Source organism: Longimicrobium sp. (assembly GCF_036399255.1).
Lineage (GTDB): Bacteria > Gemmatimonadota > Gemmatimonadetes > Longimicrobiales > Longimicrobiaceae > Longimicrobium.
The window spans coordinates 37,374-59,718 of sequence record NZ_DASWNM010000140.1 but is presented as its reverse complement, the minus strand read 5'-3'; the positions used below and the strand labels follow the sequence as shown (position 1 = coordinate 59,718).

The 22,345-nt window shown below is 69.9% G+C and carries 22 protein-coding genes; 15 read left to right on the top strand and 7 right to left on the bottom strand.

From position 1 onward, the window contains the following. Nucleotides 1-208 precede the first annotated feature (208 nt). The 5 genes from VGC13_RS26325 to thpR all read right to left on the bottom strand — a co-directional run bounded on the left by VGC13_RS26325 (nt 209) and on the right by thpR (nt 2,780). The gene (locus VGC13_RS26325) at nt 209-667 is read right to left on the bottom strand and encodes a DUF393 domain-containing protein (protein ID WP_331128300.1); all 459 of its coding nucleotides are present in this window, start codon (nt 665-667) and stop codon (nt 209-211) included. Continuing rightward, a complete protein-coding gene (locus VGC13_RS26320; RefSeq protein ID WP_331128299.1) occupies nt 664-1,035 on the bottom strand; it encodes an OsmC family protein in 372 nt (123 codons plus the stop codon). Before VGC13_RS26320 ends, VGC13_RS26325 begins: the two co-directional genes overlap by 4 nt. 1 nt (nt 1,036) lies before the next feature. After that, complete coding sequence (locus VGC13_RS26315; protein ID WP_331128298.1) at nt 1,037-1,192, bottom strand: hypothetical protein; 156 nt, start codon at nt 1,190-1,192, stop codon at nt 1,037-1,039. Nucleotides 1,193-1,217: 25 nt separating this feature from the next. Then, entirely contained in the window at nt 1,218-1,997 is a 780-nt protein-coding gene (locus tag VGC13_RS26310; RefSeq protein ID WP_331128297.1) for an SDR family NAD(P)-dependent oxidoreductase, read from the bottom strand. A gap of 216 nt (nt 1,998-2,213) precedes the next feature. After that, nucleotides 2,214-2,780: an RNA 2',3'-cyclic phosphodiesterase gene (gene thpR / locus VGC13_RS26305; RefSeq protein WP_331128296.1), complete on the bottom strand. Its 567-nt coding sequence runs from the start codon at nt 2,778-2,780 to the stop codon at nt 2,214-2,216. Nucleotides 2,781-3,242: 462 nt separating this feature from the next. On the opposite strand from thpR, the gene VGC13_RS26300 reads away from it, so the two are divergent. The 14 genes from VGC13_RS26300 to VGC13_RS26235 all read left to right on the top strand — a co-directional run bounded on the left by VGC13_RS26300 (nt 3,243) and on the right by VGC13_RS26235 (nt 16,895). Beyond that, complete coding sequence (locus tag VGC13_RS26300) at nt 3,243-4,181, top strand: TerC family protein (protein ID WP_331128295.1); 939 nt, start codon at nt 3,243-3,245, stop codon at nt 4,179-4,181. 395 nt (nt 4,182-4,576) lie between these two features. Beyond that, nucleotides 4,577-5,518, top strand: coding sequence for a protein-methionine-sulfoxide reductase catalytic subunit MsrP (msrP, locus tag VGC13_RS26295; RefSeq protein ID WP_331128294.1), 942 nt, complete (start codon nt 4,577-4,579; stop codon nt 5,516-5,518). After that, nucleotides 5,518-6,204: a protein-methionine-sulfoxide reductase heme-binding subunit MsrQ gene (locus VGC13_RS26290; RefSeq protein WP_331128293.1), complete on the top strand. Its 687-nt coding sequence runs from the start codon at nt 5,518-5,520 to the stop codon at nt 6,202-6,204. The genes msrP and VGC13_RS26290 overlap by 1 nt, the downstream gene beginning before the upstream one ends. Before the next feature lie 57 nt (nt 6,205-6,261). Further along, nucleotides 6,262-6,558, top strand: a complete 297-nt coding sequence (locus VGC13_RS26285; RefSeq protein ID WP_331128292.1) for a hypothetical protein — start codon at nt 6,262-6,264, stop codon at nt 6,556-6,558. A 147-nt stretch (nt 6,559-6,705) separates the two neighbouring features. Continuing rightward, complete coding sequence (locus tag VGC13_RS26280) at nt 6,706-8,142, top strand: MATE family efflux transporter (RefSeq protein ID WP_331128291.1); 1,437 nt, start codon at nt 6,706-6,708, stop codon at nt 8,140-8,142. Between the two features lie 887 nt (nt 8,143-9,029). After that, nucleotides 9,030-9,548, top strand: coding sequence for an RNA polymerase sigma factor (locus VGC13_RS26275; RefSeq protein WP_331128290.1), 519 nt, complete (start codon nt 9,030-9,032; stop codon nt 9,546-9,548). Then, nucleotides 9,545-10,258, top strand: coding sequence for a zf-HC2 domain-containing protein (locus VGC13_RS26270; RefSeq protein WP_331128289.1), 714 nt, complete (start codon nt 9,545-9,547; stop codon nt 10,256-10,258). Before VGC13_RS26275 ends, VGC13_RS26270 begins: the two co-directional genes overlap by 4 nt. A gap of 32 nt (nt 10,259-10,290) precedes the next feature. After that, nucleotides 10,291-11,247 carry a DUF4097 family beta strand repeat-containing protein gene (locus VGC13_RS26265; protein WP_331128288.1) on the top strand — a complete coding sequence of 319 codons (957 nt, stop codon included), beginning with the start codon at nt 10,291-10,293 and terminating at the stop codon, nt 11,245-11,247. A 219-nt stretch (nt 11,248-11,466) separates the two neighbouring features. Then, the gene (locus VGC13_RS26260) at nt 11,467-12,507 is read left to right on the top strand and encodes a DUF4097 family beta strand repeat-containing protein (protein ID WP_331128287.1); all 1,041 of its coding nucleotides are present in this window, start codon (nt 11,467-11,469) and stop codon (nt 12,505-12,507) included. 231 nt (nt 12,508-12,738) lie between these two features. Then, entirely contained in the window at nt 12,739-13,113 is a 375-nt protein-coding gene (locus tag VGC13_RS26255) for a type II toxin-antitoxin system RelE/ParE family toxin (RefSeq protein WP_331128286.1), read from the top strand. 14 nt (nt 13,114-13,127) lie between these two features. Beyond that, on the top strand, nt 13,128-13,463 hold the full coding sequence (locus tag VGC13_RS26250) for a helix-turn-helix transcriptional regulator (RefSeq protein WP_331128285.1): 336 nt from the start codon (nt 13,128-13,130) through the stop codon (nt 13,461-13,463). A gap of 169 nt (nt 13,464-13,632) precedes the next feature. After that, nucleotides 13,633-15,177, top strand: a complete 1,545-nt coding sequence (locus VGC13_RS26245; RefSeq protein WP_331128284.1) for an FAD-dependent oxidoreductase — start codon at nt 13,633-13,635, stop codon at nt 15,175-15,177. Then, nucleotides 15,174-15,848 carry an HAD family hydrolase gene (locus tag VGC13_RS26240; RefSeq protein ID WP_331128283.1) on the top strand — a complete coding sequence of 225 codons (675 nt, stop codon included), beginning with the start codon at nt 15,174-15,176 and terminating at the stop codon, nt 15,846-15,848. Before VGC13_RS26245 ends, VGC13_RS26240 begins: the two co-directional genes overlap by 4 nt. A gap of 87 nt (nt 15,849-15,935) precedes the next feature. After that, a complete protein-coding gene (locus VGC13_RS26235; protein ID WP_331128282.1) occupies nt 15,936-16,895 on the top strand; it encodes a DMT family transporter in 960 nt (319 codons plus the stop codon). A 914-nt stretch (nt 16,896-17,809) separates the two neighbouring features. Here the strand turns inward: VGC13_RS26235 and VGC13_RS26230 are convergent. Next, nucleotides 17,810-20,101, bottom strand: a complete 2,292-nt coding sequence (locus tag VGC13_RS26230; RefSeq protein WP_331128281.1) for a TonB-dependent siderophore receptor — start codon at nt 20,099-20,101, stop codon at nt 17,810-17,812. Nucleotides 20,102-20,442: 341 nt separating this feature from the next. On the opposite strand from VGC13_RS26230, the gene VGC13_RS26225 reads away from it, so the two are divergent. After that, nucleotides 20,443-21,306 (top strand): phage Gp37/Gp68 family protein, encoded by an 864-nt coding sequence (locus VGC13_RS26225; RefSeq protein WP_331128280.1) that lies wholly within the window; start codon nt 20,443-20,445, stop codon nt 21,304-21,306. 162 nt (nt 21,307-21,468) lie between these two features. Here VGC13_RS26225 and tcmP read toward each other — a convergent pair whose 3' ends face one another. After that, the gene (gene tcmP / locus VGC13_RS26220) at nt 21,469-22,314 is read right to left on the bottom strand and encodes a three-Cys-motif partner protein TcmP (protein ID WP_331128279.1); all 846 of its coding nucleotides are present in this window, start codon (nt 22,312-22,314) and stop codon (nt 21,469-21,471) included. Between the last annotated feature and the right edge of the window lie 31 nt (nt 22,315-22,345).

Sequence of the window (22,345 nt, the reverse complement as noted above, 5' to 3'; positions counted from 1 at the left end):
GAAAGTCTCATCCGCGTCCTCTTTTTCCTTCCTCCAAGACCCCGCGCGAGCCAATCCCCGATCATACCAGATCCCCAGATCCTGCAAAAGAATAATCGTACAGAGGAACAGAGTCAGACAGAGAAAGCGAGCTGAGATATCATCGCGGTTCCTCTGTCTGACTCTGTTCCTCTGTATCCATCAAGGTGGTGTTTTCCAGGATTCGGGATCAGGTTTCTTCGCCGAAATCCACCTTGAGCGGGCGCGAGGCGCAGTGCTCGCCGCAGCCGAACTTGTAGCGGTTGCGCGCGAACCAGCGGTAGAACCGCCCGAACAGGTTGCCAAAGCCCGGAACGCTGAACGCCCAGCCGAACACGCCGCCGTAGGGCAGGATGTCCAGCAGCTTCTCGATCGCGTCGCCCCCCTGCCACGTACGCCCGCCGGGGCCAACCAGCTGCATGGCTTCCGCGTACGCCGCCGCGGGGATCCAGGGAAAGCGGTCGAGCACCGAGGTGTTCTGGAAGGGGATGATCTCCAGCTCCTTTCGCTGGTCCCAGGCGGTCAGCAGCTTCACCAGCCGGCCGCACACCTTGCACTGGCCGTCGTAGACCACCGTGTACGGCCGCCCCATCCCCGCGGCCGCCGTCGCCGCGTCGCCAAAGCGAAAGTGCACCACCGGGATCGTCACCCCTTCACCTCCACGCCCACCGTGGGCGGCATCTCCAGCGTCTTCTTTACCGTGCACAGCCCCGCCGCGCGGACGGCCGCGTTGCGCCGCTCGGGCGGCAGCGAGGGCCACACCACGTCCACGTCCATCGACCCCACCCGGTGCGGCTCCTCGGCGAAGGTCCATCCCACCTCGATGGCCAGGTCCTCCACCGGCAGCTTGGCGTGCGTTCCCCACGACGCCAGCACCGAGTAGGTGCACGTCGCGAGGCCGCTGGCCATCATGTGGAACGGCGAGTACTGCATCTCGGCCGAGTCGGCCTCCACCGACAGCGGCCCCGCCCCCCCGTCCAGCCTGATCCGGTCCTCCGACAGCAACGTGATCTTCACCTCATTCCTCCGTCGGCGCATCGCCGCGGTGGTCGGGCGAGCCCGCGTGCGAGGGCGTGTACGCAGGCGGGTCGCTGGCCGGGAACGACTCGTCCGAGGCCTCGTCCACCTCGTCGTCCGGGGCGCGGCGCGAAGCTTCGTCGTCCTGCTGGCTCATGGGTTCTTCCGCGAGGGTGGGGTGGTCAGCCCCGGATAAGGGACTCGGCGCCGTCTACCCACACTTCGGTGCCGGTCACGTGGTCCGATGCGTCCGACGCAAGAAACAGCACCAGCCGTGCCACCTGCTCGGCGCTGCCGGGCGCGCGCTCCAGCGGCTTGTCGGTATCCGGAAACTCAACCGGCGTCTGCACTTTCTCCAGGTTCCGGTGCTCCGTGTTGTCGTCGATGCTGGTTTCGATGGCGCCCGGGCAGATCACGTTCACCCGCACCTTCGAGGGCGCCAGCTCCAGCGCCGTCATCTTGGTGAACGCCACCTGCGCCGCCTTGCTGCACGAGTACGCCGTCGCGCCGGTGTTGCTGAAGACGCGCGTTCCGTTGATGGACGAGTTCACGATCACCGATCCGCCGCGCTTCTTCAGGAGCGGCAGCGCGTACTTCACGCTCAGGAAGGTGCCCTTGAGGTTGATGGAGAGCGTGCGGTCCCACTCGTCGGGCTCCAGCTCCTCCAGCGGGGCCCAGACGCCGTTGACGCCCGCGTTGGCGAACACGATGTCCAGCCGCCCCCACTTGTCGGCGATCTCCTTGATCGCCGCCTGCATCTGGTCGGGGTCCGAGACGTCGGCGCACACCGCCATGGCCTGGCCGTGCTCCGCCGCGATCTGGTCCACCACCGGGTCCAGGTTCTCGCGGTGCCGCCCCAGGACGGCGACCTTTGCCCCCTCGCGCGCGAACAGCAGCGCCGTCGCCCTGCCGATCCCCTCGCCCCCGCCCGTGACGAGGGCGACCTTGTCTGCCAGCTGCATGCGTTACTCCAGGGTACAGGGGACAGGTTACAGGGGACAGCCTGCAAAGACGCCCGCCCCACGATCGTCGTTCCGAAGGAGGGCGCAGCCCGTGCGCCGTCCTCGCTCGAATCCCGCGGCGCCGACCGAAGAACCGCTCTCCGCTTTCTCGTAATCGGCTCGCCGCGGGGCGGGCTCCGTCCGAGATTTCCGTGCCGACCGCCGGCCACCGATTCGCTACGACAGTCCGAACCGCTCGATCACCTCGTACCGCGCCGGGCCGCCGCCCAGGTGGCTGCGGAAGATGACGACTTCCTCCACCCGCATCCGCAGCTCCAGCGGCGGCACGCGTTCGATCTCGGCGGTCACGTTGCGCGGCGGCTGGATGCGGCTGATGGTCAGGTGCGGCTTGAACGCCTTTTCCTCCGGCGCGAACCCCGCCGCGCGCGCCGCATCCTCCGCGATCCGCGCCAGCGCCTGCAGCCGGTCCACGCCTTCCGTGAGCCCCATCCACAGCACCCGCGCGCTCCGCGGCCGCGAGAACGCCCCCAGCCCCCCGAACCCCACGTCGAACGCCGCCCCCAAGTCCGCCGCGCGGAGGTGCTGGACGATGGCCGCGAGCTGATCCGCCCGCGTCGTGCCCAGAAAGCGCAGCGTCAGGTGCCAGTTGGCCGTGGGCACCGGCCGCCCCGGAATCCCCTCCGGCATCGTCCGCCGCAGGTGCTCGTCGATCGTCCACCGCGCCCCCTCCGCCAGCGGCACCCCCACGAACAGCCGCTTGGGTGAATCAGGATTGTCCTTCATCGAACCGCCTCCATCTGTCTGGGCGCGCACCGCACCCCGCTGACGCGCCGAATCGTCCAGCCCGCGAAGGCGGACTTCGTGTGCTTGTTGCAGCGAATTCATTCGCCCGTGCAGCCCCGGTGCCGCCACTGCCCGCAGCAAACCTTCATCCACCCGTGCAGGCTGTCCCCTGTCCCCTGTAACCTGTCCCCTATCCCCTGTAACGATCCCGCAACGGGCGCCGGCAACCTGCGACAAACCCTTGATCACCCCACCATCACCCATTACACTTGCCGGCGTGGGGAGTAGCCTGCCGCTGACCGGGACAGCAGCGGACGCGCGGTCGTCAATACGGGGCGCCCCTTGCGCCTTCGGCCGCGGGCACGAGAAACCGAATCTCTGGGGCGAGACCACTACGACACTGGACGTGCCGTAGGGTCTCGCTCTTTTTGCGTGCCCGCGGCCCAGGAGGAGGTGGTCCCGATGGGTGATTCGATCTGGCTGTGGGTGGCGTTCAACGCCGCGGTTCTCGCCATGCTGGCGCTGGACCTGGGGGTGTTTCACCGCAAGGCGCACGCGGTAAGCCTGCGCGAGGCGGCCGCGTGGAGCGCGGTGTGGGTCACGCTGGCCCTGTGCTTCAACGCGGGCATCTGGTACTTCGCGGGGCCGCAGCCCGCGCTGGAGTTCCTGACCGGCTACCTGGTCGAAAAGTCGCTGGCGGTCGACAACATCTTCGTCATCGCCCTGATCTTCTCGTACTTCGCCGTGCCGGCGGTGTACCAGCACCGCATTCTGTTCTGGGGCATCCTGGGCGCGCTGGTCATGCGCGGCGCCTTCATTGCCGCGGGCGCCTACGTGCTGCACCAGTGGCACTGGGTGATCTACGTGTTCGGCGGCATTCTGCTGGTCACGGGCGTCAAGATGGCCCTGCGCAAGGACGAGGCGATCGACCCCGAGCACAACCCCGTGGTGCGCCTGGCGCGGCGCTGGCTGCCGCTCACCTCGCGCTACGACGGGCAGAAGTTCTGGACCGTGGAGAACGGCAAGCGCGTGGCCACGCCGCTGTTCCTGGTGCTGCTGCTGGTGGAGTTCACGGACCTGGTGTTCGCCATCGACAGCATTCCCGCCATCTTCGCCATCACCAGCGACCCGTTCCTGGTCTACACCAGCAACGTGATGGCCATCCTGGGGCTGCGGTCCATGTACTTTCTGCTGGCGGGTGTGGTGCACAAGTTTGTGTACCTCAAGTTCGGCCTGTCGCTGGTGCTGGTGTTCGTGGGCGCCAAGATGATGCTGATCGACGTCTTCAAGGTGCCCACCGCCGTCTCGCTGGCCGTGATCGCCACCGTGATCGGCGGTTCCATCGCCCTCTCCCTTCTGCGCCCCCCGCGCACCGCCGAGGCGCAGACGCCGTCCGCCTGACGCGCCGGGTCCGGCCGAAGCGCGACCGAATTCTCCTCTCCCCCACGCGGTTTGTGGGGGAGAGTCCGGGAGAAGGGGGCACCGTCGGGACGCACCGAACCCCCGCCGGAGCGCGATCGGATTCTCCCCTTTCTCCCGCGACAGCGGGGGAGAGGGGGCGGCTTCGGGCGCAGCTCGTTGCCCTTCGAAGCCCCCCCATCCATCCGCTCCACCTCCCTCTCCTCGCGGTGGTCAGCCCGAGGAGAGGGGGCCGGGGGCGGGACCCCCGTTGGGAAATCCGCCCGCCGCTCCCGTCCCGTATGATTATTGCCGGGAACCTTATCGCGCCTTGCGGCGTTTGAAAGGTTTGTCCAAGCCAGCCGGCGTACCCGGCCGCCCCGCAGTAGAGGTGTGCGATGTTGATCCGCAAGCCCGAGATCCCCTCGTCCGAGATCACCCCCGAGCGGCTGTACCTGAGCCGCCGCGAGTTCATCGGCGCATCCGCCGTGGCGCTGGCCGCCGGCACCATCCCCGCCGTGGCCGCCTGCGACACCGCCGACGGCGCCGCGGAGGGTGGAGCCGCCGTGGCCCGGGCGCCGCAGCGCGACGAGCTCACGCCGCTGGAGGACGTGACGCGCTACAACAACTTCTACGAGTTCGGCACCGACAAGGAAGACCCGGCCCGCAACGCGCCGCGCACCCTGCGCGTGCGCCCGTGGACCGTGGTCGTCGACGGCCTGTGCGACCGGCCGGGGCGCTACGCCTTCGACGACTTCGTCCGCGGCACGCAGCAGGTGGACCGCACCTACCGCCTGCGCTGCGTCGAGGCGTGGTCGATGGTGATCCCGTGGCGCGGCATTCCCCTGCGCGACGTCGTGAACCGCGCCCGGCCCCGCGCCGGCGCCCGCTTCGTGGAGTTCACCACGCTCAACGATCCCGTGCAGATGCCGGGGCAGCGGCGCGCGGTGCTCAACTGGCCGTACGTCGAGGGGCTGCGGATGGACGAGGCCATGCATCCGCTCGCCCTCCTGGCCACCGGCCTGTACGGCCGCGCGCTGCCGGCGCAGAACGGCGCGCCCCTGCGGCTGGTGGTGCCGTGGAAGTACGGCTTCAAGTCCATCAAGTCCATCGTCCGCATCCGCTTTACCGACACGCAGCCCCGCACCGCGTGGAACGTGTCGGCACCGCAGGAATACGGGTTCTACGCCAACGTGAACCCGCAGGTGGACCACCCGCGCTGGAGCCAGGCCCGCGAGCGCCGCATCGGCGAGTTCCGGCGCCGCCCCACGCTGATGTTCAACGGCTACGACCAGGTCGCCAGCCTGTACAGCGGGATGGACCTGCGCCGCAACTATTGATGGCCGCGGCCGGCTGGCAGCTCGCGGCCGCGCGGTGGATCCGTCCCGCCGCGTGGATCGGGGGATTGATCCCGCTGTTTCTGCTGGTCGCGGGCGTCTTTACCGGCGGGCTGGGCGCGGACCCCATCGAGTACGTTACCCTGCGCACCGGCTTTGCCACCCTGCTGATGCTGATGTGCACGCTGGCCATCACCCCCGTGCGCCGGTGGACGGGGTGGAACTGGCTGGCCCCCGCGCGGCGGACGCTGGGGCTGTGCGCCTTTCTGTACGTCTGCCTGCACCTGGCCACCTACCTGGTGGACCAGGGGTTCGCGTGGACGTACATCGTGGAGGACGTGGCCGAGCGGCCGTACGTGACCGCCGGCTTCACCGCCTTCCTTCTCCTGCTCCCGCTGGCGCTCACTTCGACGAAGGGGTCCATCCGCCGGCTGGGAAAAAGGTGGCAGAAACTCCACCGGGTAGTTTATCTTGCGACAGGGCTGGGCGTGCTGCACTTCATCTGGCTGGTGAAGAGCGACCTGCGCGACCCGCTCATCTTCGCCGCCGTGTTCGCCGTGCTGATGGCGCTGCGCCTTCCGGTGCTGGCGGGACGGGGAAAGAAAAAGCGTCCCGCGGCAACGCGCCGCGGCGAAGCGGAATCACAGGAAGCAGCGGCCGGCGAAACCCGCGGCGCTGTTTCAGCGTAGGCCCGGGTCAGGCACCACGCCTGGCGACGAGCCCATCCGAACGAGTCGAGTAGAGCCATGGACGCACTTGCGCCGGTGATCGTTTTCTGCACCCTGATCCTTACCACGGGGGGTGTGCTCATCCTGCGTCCGATCTCCAAGCGGCTGGGCTCGTACCTCGACGCGGCCACGCAGGCCCGGCTCAAGGCCACCCCCGAGGCGGACATGGCGCGCATTCACGACGTGCTTTCCAGCATCGACGGCCGGCTGAACCAGATCGAGGAGCGACAGGACTTCGCCGAGGCCCTCATCTCCGCGTCCGATCCCAAGCTGCTGAGCATTCCCGCTCCCGTGCGGGCGCCCGAGCGAAACTGACCGCGCACCGTCCCTGTGGACGGCGGACGGGGCCTCGCGAACGGCGAGGCCCCGTTTCTTTTTGTTGATCGCAAGCCCCGGCGCGGCGGGTGCCGCAAGCCCGTGCCGCGCATTATCTTGATGGCCTTGCTCCTTTTGACGGACTGCATGCGTACCCTGGCCCGGCCCCCTGCGCGGGGGCACACACGGAGCACCGCCGCGCGTCCCGGACGCAGGCGGCGGTCGCTGCTGTTTCTGCACGAGATGCGCGCGCTGCTGCGCCTGGCCGGCCCCATCGTGGTGGGCCAGCTGGGCGGCATCGCCATGAACACCACCGACACCATCATGGTGGGGCCGCTGGGCGCGGAGTCGCTGGCCGCCGCCGGGCTGGGCAACGCCATCTTCATGTCGCTGCTGATGGTGTGCACCGGCATGCTGATGGGCATGTCGCCGCTGGTGAGCCAGGCGTTCGGGGCGGGCGACCGCCGCGAGTGCCGGCGGGTGATGGTGCAGGGGCTGTGGCTGGCCGCCATCGTCTCCGTTCCCATGACGCTGGTGACCCTGTTCGGGCTGCCGATCGCGCGGGCGCTGGGGCAGCCCGAGCAGGTGGCGGCGCTGGCGGGCGGCTACCTGTGGGCCATTGCCTGGGGCGTGCTGCCCATGCTGCTGTTCATGGCGTTTCGCCAGTACCTGGACGCCATGGGCTACACCCGGCCGGCCATGGTGATGACCTTTCTGGGCCTGGCCGTCAACATCGGCGGCAACTTCCTGCTCATCTACGGCTTCCGGCTCCGCGTCCCGTTTTTCGGCACGCTGGACGTGGCGCCGGGCGGGCTGGTGGGCGCGGGGTGGTCCACCACCCTGTGCCGGTGGTGCATGCTGGTGGCGATGGTGATCTACATCCTGCGCCGCCGGGACCTGGCGGTGGGGGTGGGCCTGGCGCCGGTCGCGGCGCGGCTGCGGCGGATGACCGTCATCGGGGCGCCGATCGGCGTGCAGCTGCTGGCGGAGGTGGGCGTGTTCGCCTTTGCCGTGGTGATGATGGGATGGCTGAACCCGGTGGCCCAGGCCGCGCACCAGGTCACCATCAACATCGCCAGCGCCACGTTCATGGTGGCGCTGGGCACCAGCCTGGCGGGCTCCATCCGGGTGGGGCAGCACGTGGGCGCCGGCAGCCGCCGCGGCGTGCACCGGGCCGTGCTTACCACCTACCTGCTGGTGATCACCTTCATGGCGCTGTGCGCGCTGGCGTTTCTGTCCGTGCCGCGCTGGCTGCTGGGCCTCTACACCGACGACCCGGCCATCATCCAGGTGGGAATGGGATTGATGGTGATGGCCGCCGCGTTCCAGGTGTTCGACGGCGCGCAGGTCGCCGGCCTGTTCGCCCTGCGCGGCGCCGCCGACACGCGGGTGCCCATGTGGATTACCGTGCTGGGCTACTGGGTGGTGGGTGCGCCGGTGGCGTACCTGCTTGGCTTTCACACCCGGGCGGGCGCGCCGGGGATCTGGGCCGGCCTCGTGGTGTCGCTGATGGTGGTGGCGCTGCTCCTTGCCTGGCGCACGCGCCTGGTGCTGTGGGATCGCCCGCTGCCGGCGCGGGCGTAGGGCGCGGTTCGCGGCGCCCCCTCCGGGCTCGCACCACTCGCCCACCTCCCCCAAAACTGCCGGGGGAGGTTGGGTGTAGGGCTGGCGGTGGGGCGCTTCGGCAGGGCTGGGCGCGAGGGGCGGGCGCCCCCTCCGGGCTCGCATTACTCGCCCACCTCCCCCAAAACTGCTGGGGGAGGTTGGGTGTGGGGCTGAGATCGTCCATCGGCGAAGAACATCGAGCTGCGTCCGCGGGGGCCCTCACCCGCTCGCCCAGGCTCGTACCCTCTCCGCAAGCGGGAGAGGGTATGAACGTCGCAAAGCCCTGTCGCGCGTTTCCGCGGCTGATGAGACAAACCTGCCGGAGCGCGATCGAATTCTCCTCTCCCCCACGCAGTTTGTGGGGAGAGGCCGGGAGAGGGGGGCGCCCGCCGCTCGCGCAGACCCCACCCGAGCGCGATCGAATTCTCCCCTTTCTCCCGCTCCGCGGGGGAGAGGGGCCGTGGGAGAGGGGCCCTGTCGGGCGCCAGCGTGATCCCGTTCGCCGAGCCTCCACCCCTGCCCCACTCCAACCTCCCCAGCAGTTCTGGGGGAGGTGGGCGAGTAATGCGAGCCCGGAGGGGGCGCAGGCCGTCGCGCGAGAAACCCCCGCAGCACGCCGAAATCCATCATCCGAATCTTCCCGCCCGCCCGGTCCGTTATCCCTTCCATTCGCGGCAACCTCCACCTGTCGTACCCTCCCATGCATCCTTTCTCCCCACGCCGTCCGCATCCGGCGAAACGCGCATTCAAACCATCGGGGCGCAGGGCGCGTCATAGGCTCGTAAACGCGAACCACCCCGAACGCACATGGCTCCATGGCGGCACCCATGCTGGCTGACAACCCTCCCGCGACGGAGGTGAGAGCCGTGGACCTCACCGTCCGGCGGGCCCAGCAGGGTGACACGGCCGCGTTCGAGCAGCTGTACCGCGACAACGTGGGGCGCATCTACGCGCTGTGCCTGCGGCTGTGCGGCGACGGCGGCCGCGCCGAGGAGCTTACGCAGGACGTGTTCGTCCGTGCGTGGGAAAAGCTGGGCGGCTTTCAGGGGCGCAGCGCCTTCAGCACCTGGCTGCACCGCCTGGCGGTGAACGTGGTGCTGGGCGACCGCCGGTCCGAGTCGGTGCGCGTGCACCGGGTGTTCGCCACGGACGAGCCCGAGAAGTACGAGACGCCTTCCACGCGCGCCTCGGACCCCGGCACGGCCATGGACCTGGAGCGCGCCATCGCCACCCTGCCCCCCGGGGCGCGCGCGGTGTTCGTGCTGCACGACGTGGAAGGCTACAAGCACGAGGAGATCGCCGAGATGCACGGGTCGGCGGTAGGAACGAGCAAGGCGCAGCTGCACCGCGCCCGGCGGCTGCTGAGAGAGGCACTGGGACGATGACACACGAACAGATTCTGGAGCTGCTGGACGACTTCGTGGGCGGCGACCTGCCGCCCCGCGAAGAGCGGGAGGTCCGGCGACACCTGATGGCGTGCGAAGGATGCCGCGCCGAAGAGCAGGCGCTGCGGGCGCTGCTGGACCAGGCCGCCGCGCTGGCCGACGAGGTGCTTCCCGAGCGCGATCTGTGGGACGGCATCGTCCCGCGGCTGCAGGCCCGCGACTCCTTCGTCGAAGAACCGGTGGAGCGCATCCCGGAGGTTCGGGTGATCGGGCCCAGGCCCGCCCGCCCGCTCCCTTGGTGGATGCTGGCGGCCGCCTCCATCGCGCTGGTGGCCACCACCTCCTTCGCCACCCTGCGCATCTCCGGCGCCGGGGACGACGCGGGGCCGGCGCCCACGCTGCCGGCGCAGGCCGCGCAGGCGCCGGCGGGCTCGGGGGGCACGCCCACCGCGCTGGCGGCCTTTCGCCCGGCGGAGCAGGAGTACGAAAAGGCCATCGGCGACCTGCAGGCGGTGCTGCGGGCGCGGCGCGGCCAGATGGCCCCGCAGACGGTGGCCACGCTGGAAACCAACCTGCGCATCATCGACCAGGCCATCCGCGAGTCGCGGGCGGCGCTGGCCGCGGACCCCAACAGCCCGGAGCTCACCAGGATGCTCTCCGGCGCCTACGACGCAAAGCTCGACGTGCTGCGGCGCGCGGTCTCGCTCTGAGGCCGCGCACCGGGAGAGGACATAAAGGAGAGATGACACACAGGATCGTTGGGCTGGCCCTCGCGGCGGCGGTGATGCTGGCCGCCCCCGCGCAGGCGCAGCGGCAGGTGAACGCGCGGCACGACGCCTCGGCCAGCGGCCGGGTAGAGATCCAGATGAACGCCGGCTCGCTGCGCGTGGTGGGCTGGGCGCGCCGCGAGGTGCAGGTGACCGGCAGCGTATCGGGCCGCGACGACGTGCAGCTGGAGGGCGGCGGCGGCACGGTGGAGGTGCGGGCGGGGCGCCGCGGAAGCGCCACGCTGGAGGTGCGCGTCCCCGCCGGCAGCAGCGTTCAGGTGGTGGCGGGCGCGGCCCCCATCACCGTGAACGGCGTGACGGGCGCGGTAGACGCCACCAGCCGCAGCGGCAGCGTCACCGTCCAGGGCAGCCCGCGCGCGGTGGAGATCGTGGCCCACAGCGGGGCCGTGACGCTGGCGGGGCAGACGGACCGCGCCATGCTGACCTCGATGAGCGGCCCGGTGCGCGTGACCGGCGAGGTGCGCCAGCGGGTGGAGGTGGAGGCCATGAGCGGCCCCGTGGAGCTGCTGGGCCGGGTGGGCGAGGTGCAGATCAGCGCGCTGAGCGGCAGCGTGCGCGTGGCCAACGCCACCGGACGCGTGGAGATAGAGGCCGTGAGCGGCAACGTGAGCGTGAACGGCAGCCGCCTGCGGGGCAACGTGACCACCGTCGCGGGAGACATCGTCGTGGCCGGGTCGCTCGCGGGGCCGGTTTCCATCGAGAGCCACGGGGGCGACGTGGAGCTGCGGCTGCCCTCGGGCGCGGCGGCGGAGGTGGAGGTGTCCACCTTCAACGGCGGCTTTCGCTCGGACTTCAGCGGCGCACGCGAGTCGCGCGAGTCGCGCCACGAGCGCCGGGTCTCCATCGGCCGCGGCGGGCCGGCGGTCAGCATCACCACCTTCAGCGGGGACGTGAAACTCTCCCGCAGGTAGGCGCGTAGCGGGAGCGTCGGCATCACCCGCCCCCTGCGCAGACCGATGCTCACCGAGATCCTTCTCCGGAGCGCCACACCCGTGGCGGCCGGCGACAGCATCCCACGAAGACCATGACCGGGCACCGCCCTCGCCCCGCGAGGCGGTGCCCGGCCGTGCTGATGCTCCAGACCGCTCGTTCCTGGCACTGCAGGATTTCCCTTCGCCCATGAGGCACGGATGAGGATGGCTTTCACCCCGCGGATCGCCCGCCCCGCGCTCGCGCTGCTGGCGGTGACGATGATGGCGGCCCCGGCGGCGGGCCAGCGGTTCACGCTGCCGGGGAGCCGCGCCGTGGTCCACAACCTGGCGGGCGAGGTGACGGTGGCCGCGGGCACGGGCTCCGCCGTCGTCGTGGAAGTGACGCGCGGCGGGCCCGACGCGGCGCGGCTGCGGGTGGCGCGCGAGGGCGACGCGGTGCGGGTGGCGTTTCCCGGCGACCGCGTGGTCTACGCGCGGATGGGGCCGCGCGCGCGCTCACAGGTCTCGGTGCGGCCGGACGGCACCCTGGGCGGCGGGATGCGCGCGCGCCAGGTGACGGTCGCCGGGTCGGGGAACGGGACGCGGGCGCACGCCGACGTGCGGGTGCTGGTGCCCGCGGGGCGCACCGTCGAGCTGCACCAGGGGGTGGGGCGCGTGCAGGTGGCCAACGTCAACGGCAGCCTGCGGGTGCACACCCACGCCGCGTCGGTGCGCACGCAGGGGACGCGCGGGTCTCTGGACGTGAGCGTGGGCTCCGGGGCGGTGGAGGTGCGCGGCGCCCAGGGGGACCTGGCGATCTCCACGGGTTCCGGGGCGGTGGCGTTCTCCGCCGTGCGCGGGGCACGGGTGGAGGTGGAGACCGGGAGCGGCGCGGTGACCGGGGCCGACGTGCGCACCGGGAGCCTGCTGGTGGACGTGGGCTCCGGCGCGGTAGACCTGCAGGGCGTGGCCGCGCGGGAGGTGGAGGTAGAGACGGGAAGCGGGGGGATCAAGCTGGCGCTGGCGGCGGACGCGCAGGCGGTGACCATGGAGTCCGGGTCCGGCGGGGTGGAGATGTGGGTGCCCGCCGCGTTCGGCGCGGACCTGGCCGTCCAGACCGGGAGCGGCGGGATTACCGTGGACGTGCCGGTCACGCGCCGGCAGACCAGCCGCGGCAGCTTCCGCGGCCGCATCGGCGACGGCAACGGGCGCGTGGAGATCGAAACGGGCTCCGGCGGCGTCCGCATCCGCCGCCGCTGATCCAGACCTTCGCCTCGACGTAAACAGGCCCGCCCTCAACGCGAGGGGGCGGGCCTTTCTGCGTCCGGACGACGGGTGGCGGCATACGGAATTCGCCAACTCCGCCACGCGCGGTGCCACGGCTGACGCAAGGTGCGCGCTTGCATTAGTGGCTGGCGTGGCACCTGGAATTCCCGCGAAATTGGAGGTGTTGACGAGGTATATCAAAACGCATATAATCAAGGAGGCCGGATGGATTCTCCTCCGTTGCGTAGACTGATCTGGGTGGGTGCCGCGCAGAAAGAGTTCGCGCGATTTCCGCCCGATGCCGCCGACGACTTCGGCCGGCAGCTTTACCTGGTGCAGATGGGGAAGGATGCCCGGGGCGAGAAGCTGCTGACGCAGGGGATTCTCAAGGGACTGGGAATTCGCCAGATCAGGGTCGATTTCGATCGCGACACGTACCGGGTCGTCTACACGGTGAAGCTTCCGAGCGCCGTGTACGTGCTGCACGCCTTCAAGAAGAAGTCGAAGTTCGGAATCTCCACGCCGGTGCACGAGCTGGAGCTGGTGCGGCAGCGATACCTGGCGGCGGTAAAGATCGACAAGGCCTCTCGATCAACCTGAATCGGTGCAAGGGGATGAGCGACGAACTTCCCGAGTTTTACGTCAGCAGCGGGAACATCTGGGCCGACATCGGGCGTCCCGACGCGGAGGAGGCGTTTGCCCGGTGCCAGCTGATGAGCCGTGTTTGCGACCTGATCCGCGAGCGGCGGCTTACCCAGAAGCGCGCGGCAGAGATCCTGGGCACCAATCAGCCGACGGTCTCGGACCTGATGCGCGGCAAGCTGTCGAAGTTCTCGCTGGAGCGGCTGATCGGCTTCCTGACGGCGCTGGGGCAGGAGGTGGAGATCAGCGTGCGCCCGCGTCCCGCCGGCAGCGATCAGCCCGCGCTTACGGTCGCCACGGCGGAGTAGGCACGCGCGCACATCCACCGGAAAAGGCCCGCCTCCCAGCCGGGGGCGGGCCTTTGCGTGTCTGCCACGGGCGGCAACAGCGGCTTGTACGAACATTGCAGCTTGAGGGCGGCCCGCCGCCGCACGGACGCGCGGCGGCGTGTGGGGGTGCCCAGTGGAGGAGGACGGGATGCAATCGTCGGAGCGGTCGGTGTCGGTGTGGGAGGCCACGGTGCCCCAGCGCGAGTTTGCGCCGCTGGCCGGCCACGCGGAGGCGGACGTGTGCGTGGTGGGCGCCGGCATCGCGGGGATGACGGCCGCGTACCTGCTGGCGAAGGCGGGAAAGCGGGTGATCGTCCTCGACAAGACGGGCGTGGGCGGCGGCGAGACGGGGCAGACCACGGCGCACCTGAGCAGCGCGCTGGACGACTACTTCTACGTGCTGGAAAAGGTGCACGGGGAAGAGGGCGCGCGGCTGGCGTACGAGAGCCACCAGGCCGCCATCGACCGCATCGGCTCCATCGCGGCGGAGGAGGGCATCGACTGCGACTACGTGCGGGTGGACGGCTACTGGTTCCGCGCGCCGGACGACGCGCACGGGCCGGACCTGCTGCAGAAGGAGCTGGACGCCGCCCGCCGCGCCGGCGCCGCGGCCGAGCGGGTGGACCGCATTCCCGGCGTGCCCTTCGACAGCGGGCCGGCGCTGCGCTTTGGCGGACAGGGGCAGTTCCACGTCCTCAAGTACCTTTCCGGCCTGGCGGACGCCATCGTGCGGCTGGGCGGGCGCATCCACACGGGGAACCACGTCGACGACATCGAGGGCGGGCCCACGGCGACCGCGAAGGGCGAGGGATTCTCGGTGACGGCGGGGGCGGTGGTCGTCGCCACCAATCCGCCGGTGCACGACCGCTTTGCCCTGCACACCAAGCAGGCGCCGTATCGCACCTACGTGATCGCGGGGAAGGTGCCGGCGGGCACGGTGCAGCCCGCGCTGTTCTGGGACACGCTCGAGGCCTACCACTACGTCCGCACCCAGCCGGTGGAGGGCGATCCCTCGCAACGGTGGGTGATCGTGGGCGGCGAGGACGTGAAGCAGGCCCACTCCGACGACCACGAGGAGCGGTACGCCAGCCTGCTGGAGTGGGCGCGGCCGCGCTTCGGCCTTCAGTCCGCGGAGATGAAGTGGTCGGGGATGGTGATGGAGCCCTTCGACTACCTGGCCTTCAGCGGGCGCGACCCGGCGGGGCGGCCCAACGTCTACGTGCACACGGGGGACAGCGGCCACGGGATGACGCACGGGACGCTGGGCGGGATGCTGATCTCGGACCTGGTCCTGGGGCGGCCCAACCCGTGGGAGACGCTGTACGACCCCTCGCGCAAGACGCTGTCGACGGACTCGCTGATGGAGTTCGCCACGGAGAACCTGGACGTGGCGAAGCAGTACCTGAAGCTTTCGCCCACGTTCAGCGACGCCGACAGCGCGGCCGAGGTGCCGCCGGGGACGGGCGCCGTCGTCCAGCGAGGGCTGCAGAAGGTGGCCGTGTACCGCGACGACGCGGGCGTGGCGCACGAGATGTCGGCGCTGTGCACGCACCTGCAGTGCGTGATCCGCTGGAACAGCGAGGAGCGCAGCTGGGACTGCCCCTGCCACGGCTCGCGCTTCGCGCCCACGGGCGAGGTGCTGACGGGGCCCGCCATCTACCCGCTCAAGCGGCTGGACCAGGGAGCGGAATGAGCGAGCGGACGAAGGTGGCGCTGCTGGACATCGACGGCACGCTGATCGACAGCAACGACCAGCACGCGCAGGCGTGGGTGGACGTGGGACGCGAGTTCGGCATCGACATCGACTACGGCCACGTGCGGCGGCTGATCGGGATGGGGGGCGACAAGGTGCTTCCCGAAGTCGCCGGGCTGGAGGAAGACAGTCCAACGGGGGAGAAGATCAAGGAGCGGCGCGGCGAGATCTTTCGCGAGACGTATCTGCCGACCCTGAAGCCGTTTCCCCAGGCGCGCGAGCTTCTGCAGCGGCTGCGGGACGACGGGTGGATGCTGGTGGTGGCGACCTCCGCCAGCAAGGACGACATGGACGGGCTGCTGAAGCAGGCGGGGATCAAGGACCTGATCGAGGAAAAGACCTCGTCCAGCGACGCGGAAGAAAGCAAGCCCGACCCCGACATCGTGCAGGCGGCGCTGAAGACGGCGGGCGCGCGGCCGGAGCAGGCGCTGATGCTGGGCGACACGCCGTACGACGTGACGGCCTCCGGGCGTGCCGGCGTGCGGTGCGTGGCGCTGCGCTGCGGCGGCTGGGGCGACGCGGACCTGGGCGAAGCGGTTGCGGTCTATGACGATCCCGCCGATCTTCTGTCGCGGTACGACGAGTCCCCCTACGCGGCGGAACGGGCGTAGCGGGGCGGGATCGATTCGAAAGACACGGCGGACCGGGGGAGAGCGCGGGCTCTCCCCCGGTTTCCGTCTACGCGTTGCGAGGGGCGGATGCAGATGGACGAGCAGGGCGCGGGGGCGGAGACGGCCGCCACGGAGCTGGGGGCGGCGGCCACGGCGCCGGTGCCGGGGTGGGGATGGACGGAGACGGCGCTGTCGATGATGGTGCTGGTGTGGGGCGTGAACTTCGCGGTGGTGAAGCACGCGCTGGCCAGCTTTCAGCCGCTGGCGTTCAACGCGCTGCGCTTCGTGATCGCGTCGGTGCTGGTGCTGGCGGTGCTGCGCGCCCAGGGGCAGGTATCGCTCCCCGACCGGCGCGACGTGCCGCGGGTGGTGGCGCTGGGGCTGCTGGGGAACGTCATCTACCAGATGTGCTTCATCCTGGGGCTGGACCGCTCGGCCGCGGGGCACGCGGCGCTGATCCTGGCGCTGACCCCCATCATGACGGCGTTCCTGTCGATGCTGACGGGGCACGAGCGGCCGGGCCCCCGCACCTGGGGCGGCGCGTCGCTCTCCATCCTGGGGATCGGCCTGGTGAGCGGCGCCAGCTTTCGCGTGGAGGGGAGCGAGGCGCTGGTGGGCGACGCCATCCTGGTGACGGCGTGCGTGGCGTGGGCGGTCTATACGGTGGGCGCACGGCCCATCGTGCGCCGCTACGGCAGCGTGCGGACGACGGCGTGGACGCTGTGGATCGGCGCGGTGGGGCTGGTGGCGCTGGGAATCCCGTCGCTGCTGCGGCAGGACTGGGACGCGGTGGGGCCGGCGGCGTGGGGCGGGCTGGCGTTCTCGGCCACCTTTGCCATCGGGCTGGCGTACCTGATCTGGTACCGCGGCGTGGAGCGCATCGGCAACACGCGCACGGCCATCTTCAGCAATCTCACACCAGTCGTCGCCCTCTTTGCTGGCGTGGTGCTGCTGAACGAGGCGCCGTCGGCGCTGGCGCTCGTCGGCGCGGTGCTGACGCTGGGCGGGGTGATGATCGTGCGGACGGATCCGGGGAGTGCGGGGTGAAGGGGTGAGCGGGTGAATGGGTGAACGGGTGAAGGGGTGAAGGGGTGAAGGGGTGAGGCGACCAGCCGCTCGCGAGAGCGAGTGAACTCGCCGCAACAACTGCGGGAAGCCCCGCAAACTGCGCGGGGCTGCGCATCTGCAGGCTCCTCCGCGCCGGCCTGAGCCGCGGCGCACCAGGGCCTGTCATCCTGAGGCCCGGCAACGCAGAGCCCTCCTCTCGCGCCGCGGGTGGCAGGGCCGAAGGATCTACTTTCGGATCGCGCGTGGCCAGACGCGGCAGCCCGCGCGAGAGCCTCGGCCACGACAGAGCCGGACAAAGCCGACGGGGGCGCGCGAACGGGCACGGCGAAATTGACCACGCCCCTTCTTTCATCCTCCTGAATCCGCCGGATCCGATCGCACCATCGTCTGTGCGCCGACCGATGAATCCGCCGGATGGGCGCACGGTCCCGTCGGCTACGGCTGGTTTGGCGCGAGGGGCCGCCCGTTTCCGACGGAGATTCTTCGGTCGGCGCACCGGGCTGATGCGCTTTCCGGAGGGCTCGGGGCGGCGCCTTCCTCAGAATGACAGTGATCGTCCGACGCGGGCTATTGCGGATTCGGAGGAAACGAAGCGGCGGCACTCCCGTTCCAGTTGCACCATCACCCGTGCGCCGACCGATGAATCCGCCGGATGGGCGCACGGTCCCGTCGGCTACGGCTGGTTTGGCGCGAGGGGCCGCCCGTTTCCGACGGAGATTCTTCGGTCGGCGCACAGGGCTGCTGCGCGCTCCGGATAGCTCGGGGCGGCGCCTTCCTCAGAATGACAGGTGATCGTCCGGACGCGGTCCTTTGCGGATTCGGACGAAGCGAAGCGGCGGCGGGCCGCCGTTCTTTACTCACGCACTACCGCACTCACGCACTACGCACTTCTGTTACCGACGCGTGGTCAGCGAGACGCGGACGGTGCGGGAGGCGCCGGGCATGATGTTGTTGTTGCCGTGCGACGTGGCGTAGTACCGCTCGTCGAACAGGTTCTCCACGTTCACCTGCGCACCCACCAGCGACGTCAGCCGCACGAACACGGCGCCGTCCGTCCTCGTGAAGGCTGGCAGGGTGACGCTGTTGTCGATGGAGGTGAACATCCTGTCCTGGCGGATGACGCCCAGGCCAACCCCCACGGCCGGCAGCAGCTGCCAGCGGTTCCACAGCGACAGCGTGGTCTCGGGCACCAGCGGCACCTTCTGCCCCTTGGCCGCGGCCGAGGTGGTGCTGGTGATGCGCGCCCGCTGCGAGGCGAAGCCGCCCGACACCTGCCACCACGACGCCACGCTCCCCGTCAGCCCCAGCTCCCAGCCCGTCGTGCGCTGGCTGCCGGTCTGCACGATCTTGGTGGGATCTTCCGGGTCCGGCGCGGAGGTGTTGGTGCGGTCCAGCCGGTACAGGGCCGCCGTCAGCGCCAGGCTGGGGCGCACGTCCCACTTGGCGCCCACCTCGCGGTTGGTGAACTGCTCCGGCTCCAGCGTTTCGGTGGTGGCGTTGAGCGAGCTGAACTGGTCGCCCGAGCTGGGCAGGTACGACACGCTGTATCCGCCGTAGAGGGAGACCGGCTCCACCGGCTTGATCACCAGCCCTGCGCGCGGCGAGACCAGGTCGTCCTCGCGGTCCAGGTCCTCGTCGGTGCGGTTGTTGTGGAAGTCGACGCTGAAGCGGTCGAAGCGCACGCCGCCGATGGCCTGCACGTGGCGCGACAGGGCGACCTGGTCCTGCACGTACACGCCGGCGACGGTGGCGGTGGCGCGGTTGTCCGCGTCCGTGGTGCTCTGCCGGAAGGTGACGGGCACCGCCACGGTGGGCGCGTCGAACGGCACGGCCAGCGAGGTGGCCGCGTCGTTGTAGTAGCCGGTCTCGCGGAAGTTCTCGGTGCGCTGCCGGCCCACCTCGGCGCCCACCAGGAGCGTGTGGCGGATGGGGCCCGTGCGCAGGGTGCCGGTGACGTCGGTCTGGTTGAACAGGTTGCGGCGGTCGGTGGCGTTGCTGTACGCGGCCAGGTTCACCTCCGTCCCCGCGGCGTTCACCGCGCCGGGAAAGCTGTTCGCGTAGAACTTGTCGTAGCTGGCCCAGCGGGTCCGGTTGCGCACCGTCAGGCCCCACGCCGCCTCGTGCTCCACCGTAGCGGTGGCGGCGTGGGAGGCCAGCGTGGAGCGGCTGACGTCCGGGTTGCCGAAGAAGGTGGTGATGTCGGCGTCCGACGGGCGGCCGTTGAACGACGGGATGCCGCGGTCGACCGTGCGCTCGTCGTCGAAGTACTCGTAGCCGCCGCGCACGGTGGTGCGCGAGCCCAGCGCCAGCGCCATGGTGGGGTTCAGTCCGAAGCGGCGCAGGCCGTACTGGTCGCGGAAGCTCTCGGAATCCTCGAACATGCCGTTGAAGCGGGCCGCCACGCCGGCACCCAGCCCCTGGCCCACGTCCAGCGTCGCGCGCCGGTGGGCGAACGAGCCGCCCTCGGTGGTCAGCGCGCGGGTGGGCGCCCACTGCGCCTCCTTGCTGACGCGGTTCAGCACGCCGCCGCCGCCGCCCCGGCCAAAGATCATGGCGTTGGAGCCCTTGAGGGCCTCGACCCGCTCCACGTTGTACAGGTCGCGCAGGTACTGCGCGTCGTCGCGCACGCCGTCCACGAAGAAGTCGGCGGTGCTGCTGTTGCCGCGGATGGTGGGCGCGTCGCGGTGCCCCTCGCCCTGGCCCATGGTGATGCCGGGGACGTAGCGTACCACGTCGGCCATCCCCTGCATGGACTGGTCGGCGATCAGCTCGCCGGTCACCACGCTGACGGACTGCGGCGCGTCGCGCAGCGGGGTGTCGGTGCGGGTGGCGCTGGTGGTGCGCGGGGTGGCGTACCCCACGCTGCGCCCCGCCACCACCGTCAGCGGCGTGAGCCGGTAGGCGCCGCCCAGGCTTTCGCCGCGGGTCACCAGCGCCGTCTCGCCGTCGGCGAACTGCGCGGACATCCCGCTCCCCGCCAGCAGCATCCGCAGCGCCTGGGGCGCCGTAAAGGTGCCGGACAGGGCGGGGGACCGCACGTCGGCGGCGGCGGGCACGTCCACCTGCACGCGCACGGCGGCCTGCCGCGAGAACGCCCGCAGCGCGTCCGTAAGCCGCTGCGCCGGGATGTTGAAGCGGATGGGCGCCGTGGTGTCCGCCGGCGCCAGCGCCGACATATCGAGCATCATCGCGGGACGCGCGTCCTGCGCCGCGGCCGGAGCCGCGGCGAGGATGCATCCAGCGCCAACCAGAGAGAGCAGTCGCATCTGCGAACAGGAGCAGCAGGTGTATAGATGAGAACGATTCTCAACATCATACGTGCTGCTCCTCCCGCACGCAAGAACCCCGTCCGCAATCACGGTGAGTTGAGATGACTTCGGGTTTGGAGTGAGATGGAGGGATCTGGGAGGCCGGCTGAACTCTCAGGGCGTGAACGGGGCGGAAGAATTGATTTGGCGAAAATCTAAAGTGATGTTAGAGTTCATCCCGAACCCAACCCGAAACCCTGTCCCAAAGGCGAGCCTCCGTGGGCCAGAAGAGCAAGATCGAGTGGACGGATGCGACGTGGAATCCCACGACGGGATGCACGAAGGTCAGCGCCGGCTGCGATCACTGCTATGCGCACAAGCTCGCCCACGAGCGCCTCGCCACGCTGTACTCGCGCCAGCTGCCCGTGGTCCAGACACCCGAGAACACGGCCGATCCATTCTCGGTAAGGCTCTGGCCCAAGCGGCTGGAGCAGCCGGCAGCCTGGAGAAAGCCGCGCATCGTGTTCGTCAACTCGATGTCGGATCTCTTTCACGCGGACGTGCCGGACGCATTCGTCCGGCAGGTGTTCGAGGTGATGCTGAAGGTGGACCGGCACATCTACCAGGTGCTGACCAAGCGGCCATCACGCGCCGTTCGATTTTTCCGGCTCAACCAGGACCTCTTTCCCGCCGGCCGCATCCCGGATCACATCTGGATGGGCACGAGCGTCGAAAACCAGGAGGTCTCGTACCGGGTGGCTCACCTCAGAAAGCTGCCTGCCGCGGTCCGGTTCCTGTCGTGTGAGCCGCTGCTGGGGCCACTGGACCTGAAGCTGGGCGGCATCCACTGGGTGATCGCGGGCGGGGAGAGCGGAGACGAGTTCCGGCCCCTCGAGGAATCGTGGGCGCTCCATCTGCGCGACCAGTGCCGGAGCACGGGTACGCCGTTCTTCTTCAAGCAGTGGGGCGGCAGGCGGTCCAAGGCGGGCGGACGGATGCTGGGTGATCGTACGTGGGACGAAATGCCGATCCCGGACCGGATCCCGGAGAACGTTGCTCCCGTCGCGATCAGCCTGGGCGGGAAAAGTCATAGAAGAAAGCGCGCTCGCCCGGAACTCGAAGGGGCTTCAGCCGCTGCTTGAGATCTTCCAGCTGATGCGGCATCGCGGGCGTGTCCTGAAGGGCAAACAACTTTATGGAGTCGCCTGGACGCTCGCCTGTCCACGCGACGCGTCGCTGGCCGGCAAAACGCCTTCGCACCTCCTTCTCGATCTCCGCCGTCGGCGCGGCTACGCCCATCCGCATCAGCTGAACCGCCCGGTCATCGACCAGATCACGGTCCAGGCACGCTCGACCGAGTCTTTCATCACCTCGTACCCCTTTCCTGACTTCGTCGCGAACATCAGGTGGTACTTCAGCCGGCTGCCCTTTCCGATCATGGGAAGGGACAGCACCCGCTTCGCGCCCATGGATTCCAGCAGCTCGCCGTACATCTCCACGAGCGCCTGCCTTCTGCTCTGTGCAGGGTGGCGCATCACTGCCCTCCACCGATCATCGCCGAAGGCCGCGTTCATGATGCGATTCGCGGCGTCCGCGGTGACCTGCAGCTCGCGAGAGGCGGCTGGCGCCTGCAAGGTGGCGTCCTCATCAAAGAGCGAGAGCGGCTGTTCGTCGGATGCATCCATGGCCGCCGCCGCCCCGATGTGCCGCAACGCAGCCTGATCGGCAAACAGCAGCAGGACTTCGTTGTGAGTTCCACGCAGCGCCCGCCGCACCACCTCCGCCTGCAGCGGGTTCAAGCCGAACGGGTCGATGAAGAAAAGCGTGGGTGTGGTCGAGAACTCGGGCTCCAGACGCGCGATGTGATCGCCCAGCGTACCACACCAGGCCTGATGGCGTCCGCCAAAGGTCTGGACGATCTGCTCGAGCTGCGCGTACCGGGCGCGGTCCTTTTCGATCGCGACCACCTGCACTTCCACGGGCGCTCCCCGCATTGCGCTCAACTGCTCGCGTGCCTTCTCGGCCTCCGGATGGAGATCAACGGAGACCCCGGATTGCCGATCTCGTCCTGACCGGCACCGGCGCAGGCATCGACGATTCGCACGCGCGTGCGTGGCGAGTCCGGGCGGGCGAGGAGGACCCGCGCCCACCGCTCCTCATACGCACGGAGAATCGCGTGCT

Excerpts from the sequence above, each read along its gene's own strand:
- VGC13_RS26290 (WP_331128293.1), top strand. The coding sequence starts at position 5,518 with ATGGCCGCGGCCGGCTGGCAGCTCGCGGCCGCGCGGTGGATCCGTCCC.
- msrP (WP_331128294.1), top strand. The coding sequence starts at position 4,577 with ATGTTGATCCGCAAGCCCGAGATCCCCTCGTCCGAGATCACCCCCGAG.
- VGC13_RS26315 (WP_331128298.1), bottom strand. The coding sequence starts at position 1,192 with ATGAGCCAGCAGGACGACGAAGCTTCGCGCCGCGCCCCGGACGACGAG.
- VGC13_RS26280 (WP_331128291.1), top strand. The coding sequence starts at position 6,706 with ATGCGTACCCTGGCCCGGCCCCCTGCGCGGGGGCACACACGGAGCACC.
- VGC13_RS26260 (WP_331128287.1), top strand. The coding sequence starts at position 11,467 with ATGAGGATGGCTTTCACCCCGCGGATCGCCCGCCCCGCGCTCGCGCTG.
- thpR (WP_331128296.1), bottom strand. The coding sequence starts at position 2,780 with ATGAAGGACAATCCTGATTCACCCAAGCGGCTGTTCGTGGGGGTGCCG.
- VGC13_RS26300 (WP_331128295.1), top strand. The coding sequence starts at position 3,243 with ATGGGTGATTCGATCTGGCTGTGGGTGGCGTTCAACGCCGCGGTTCTC.
- VGC13_RS26310 (WP_331128297.1), bottom strand. The coding sequence starts at position 1,997 with ATGCAGCTGGCAGACAAGGTCGCCCTCGTCACGGGCGGGGGCGAGGGG.
- VGC13_RS26250 (WP_331128285.1), top strand. The coding sequence starts at position 13,128 with ATGAGCGACGAACTTCCCGAGTTTTACGTCAGCAGCGGGAACATCTGG.
- VGC13_RS26265 (WP_331128288.1), top strand. The coding sequence starts at position 10,291 with ATGACACACAGGATCGTTGGGCTGGCCCTCGCGGCGGCGGTGATGCTG.
- VGC13_RS26240 (WP_331128283.1), top strand. The coding sequence starts at position 15,174 with ATGAGCGAGCGGACGAAGGTGGCGCTGCTGGACATCGACGGCACGCTG.
- VGC13_RS26255 (WP_331128286.1), top strand. The coding sequence starts at position 12,739 with ATGGATTCTCCTCCGTTGCGTAGACTGATCTGGGTGGGTGCCGCGCAG.
- VGC13_RS26230 (WP_331128281.1), bottom strand. The coding sequence starts at position 20,101 with ATGCTCGATATGTCGGCGCTGGCGCCGGCGGACACCACGGCGCCCATC.
- VGC13_RS26285 (WP_331128292.1), top strand. The coding sequence starts at position 6,262 with ATGGACGCACTTGCGCCGGTGATCGTTTTCTGCACCCTGATCCTTACC.
- VGC13_RS26245 (WP_331128284.1), top strand. The coding sequence starts at position 13,633 with ATGCAATCGTCGGAGCGGTCGGTGTCGGTGTGGGAGGCCACGGTGCCC.
- VGC13_RS26235 (WP_331128282.1), top strand. The coding sequence starts at position 15,936 with ATGCAGATGGACGAGCAGGGCGCGGGGGCGGAGACGGCCGCCACGGAG.
- VGC13_RS26270 (WP_331128289.1), top strand. The coding sequence starts at position 9,545 with ATGACACACGAACAGATTCTGGAGCTGCTGGACGACTTCGTGGGCGGC.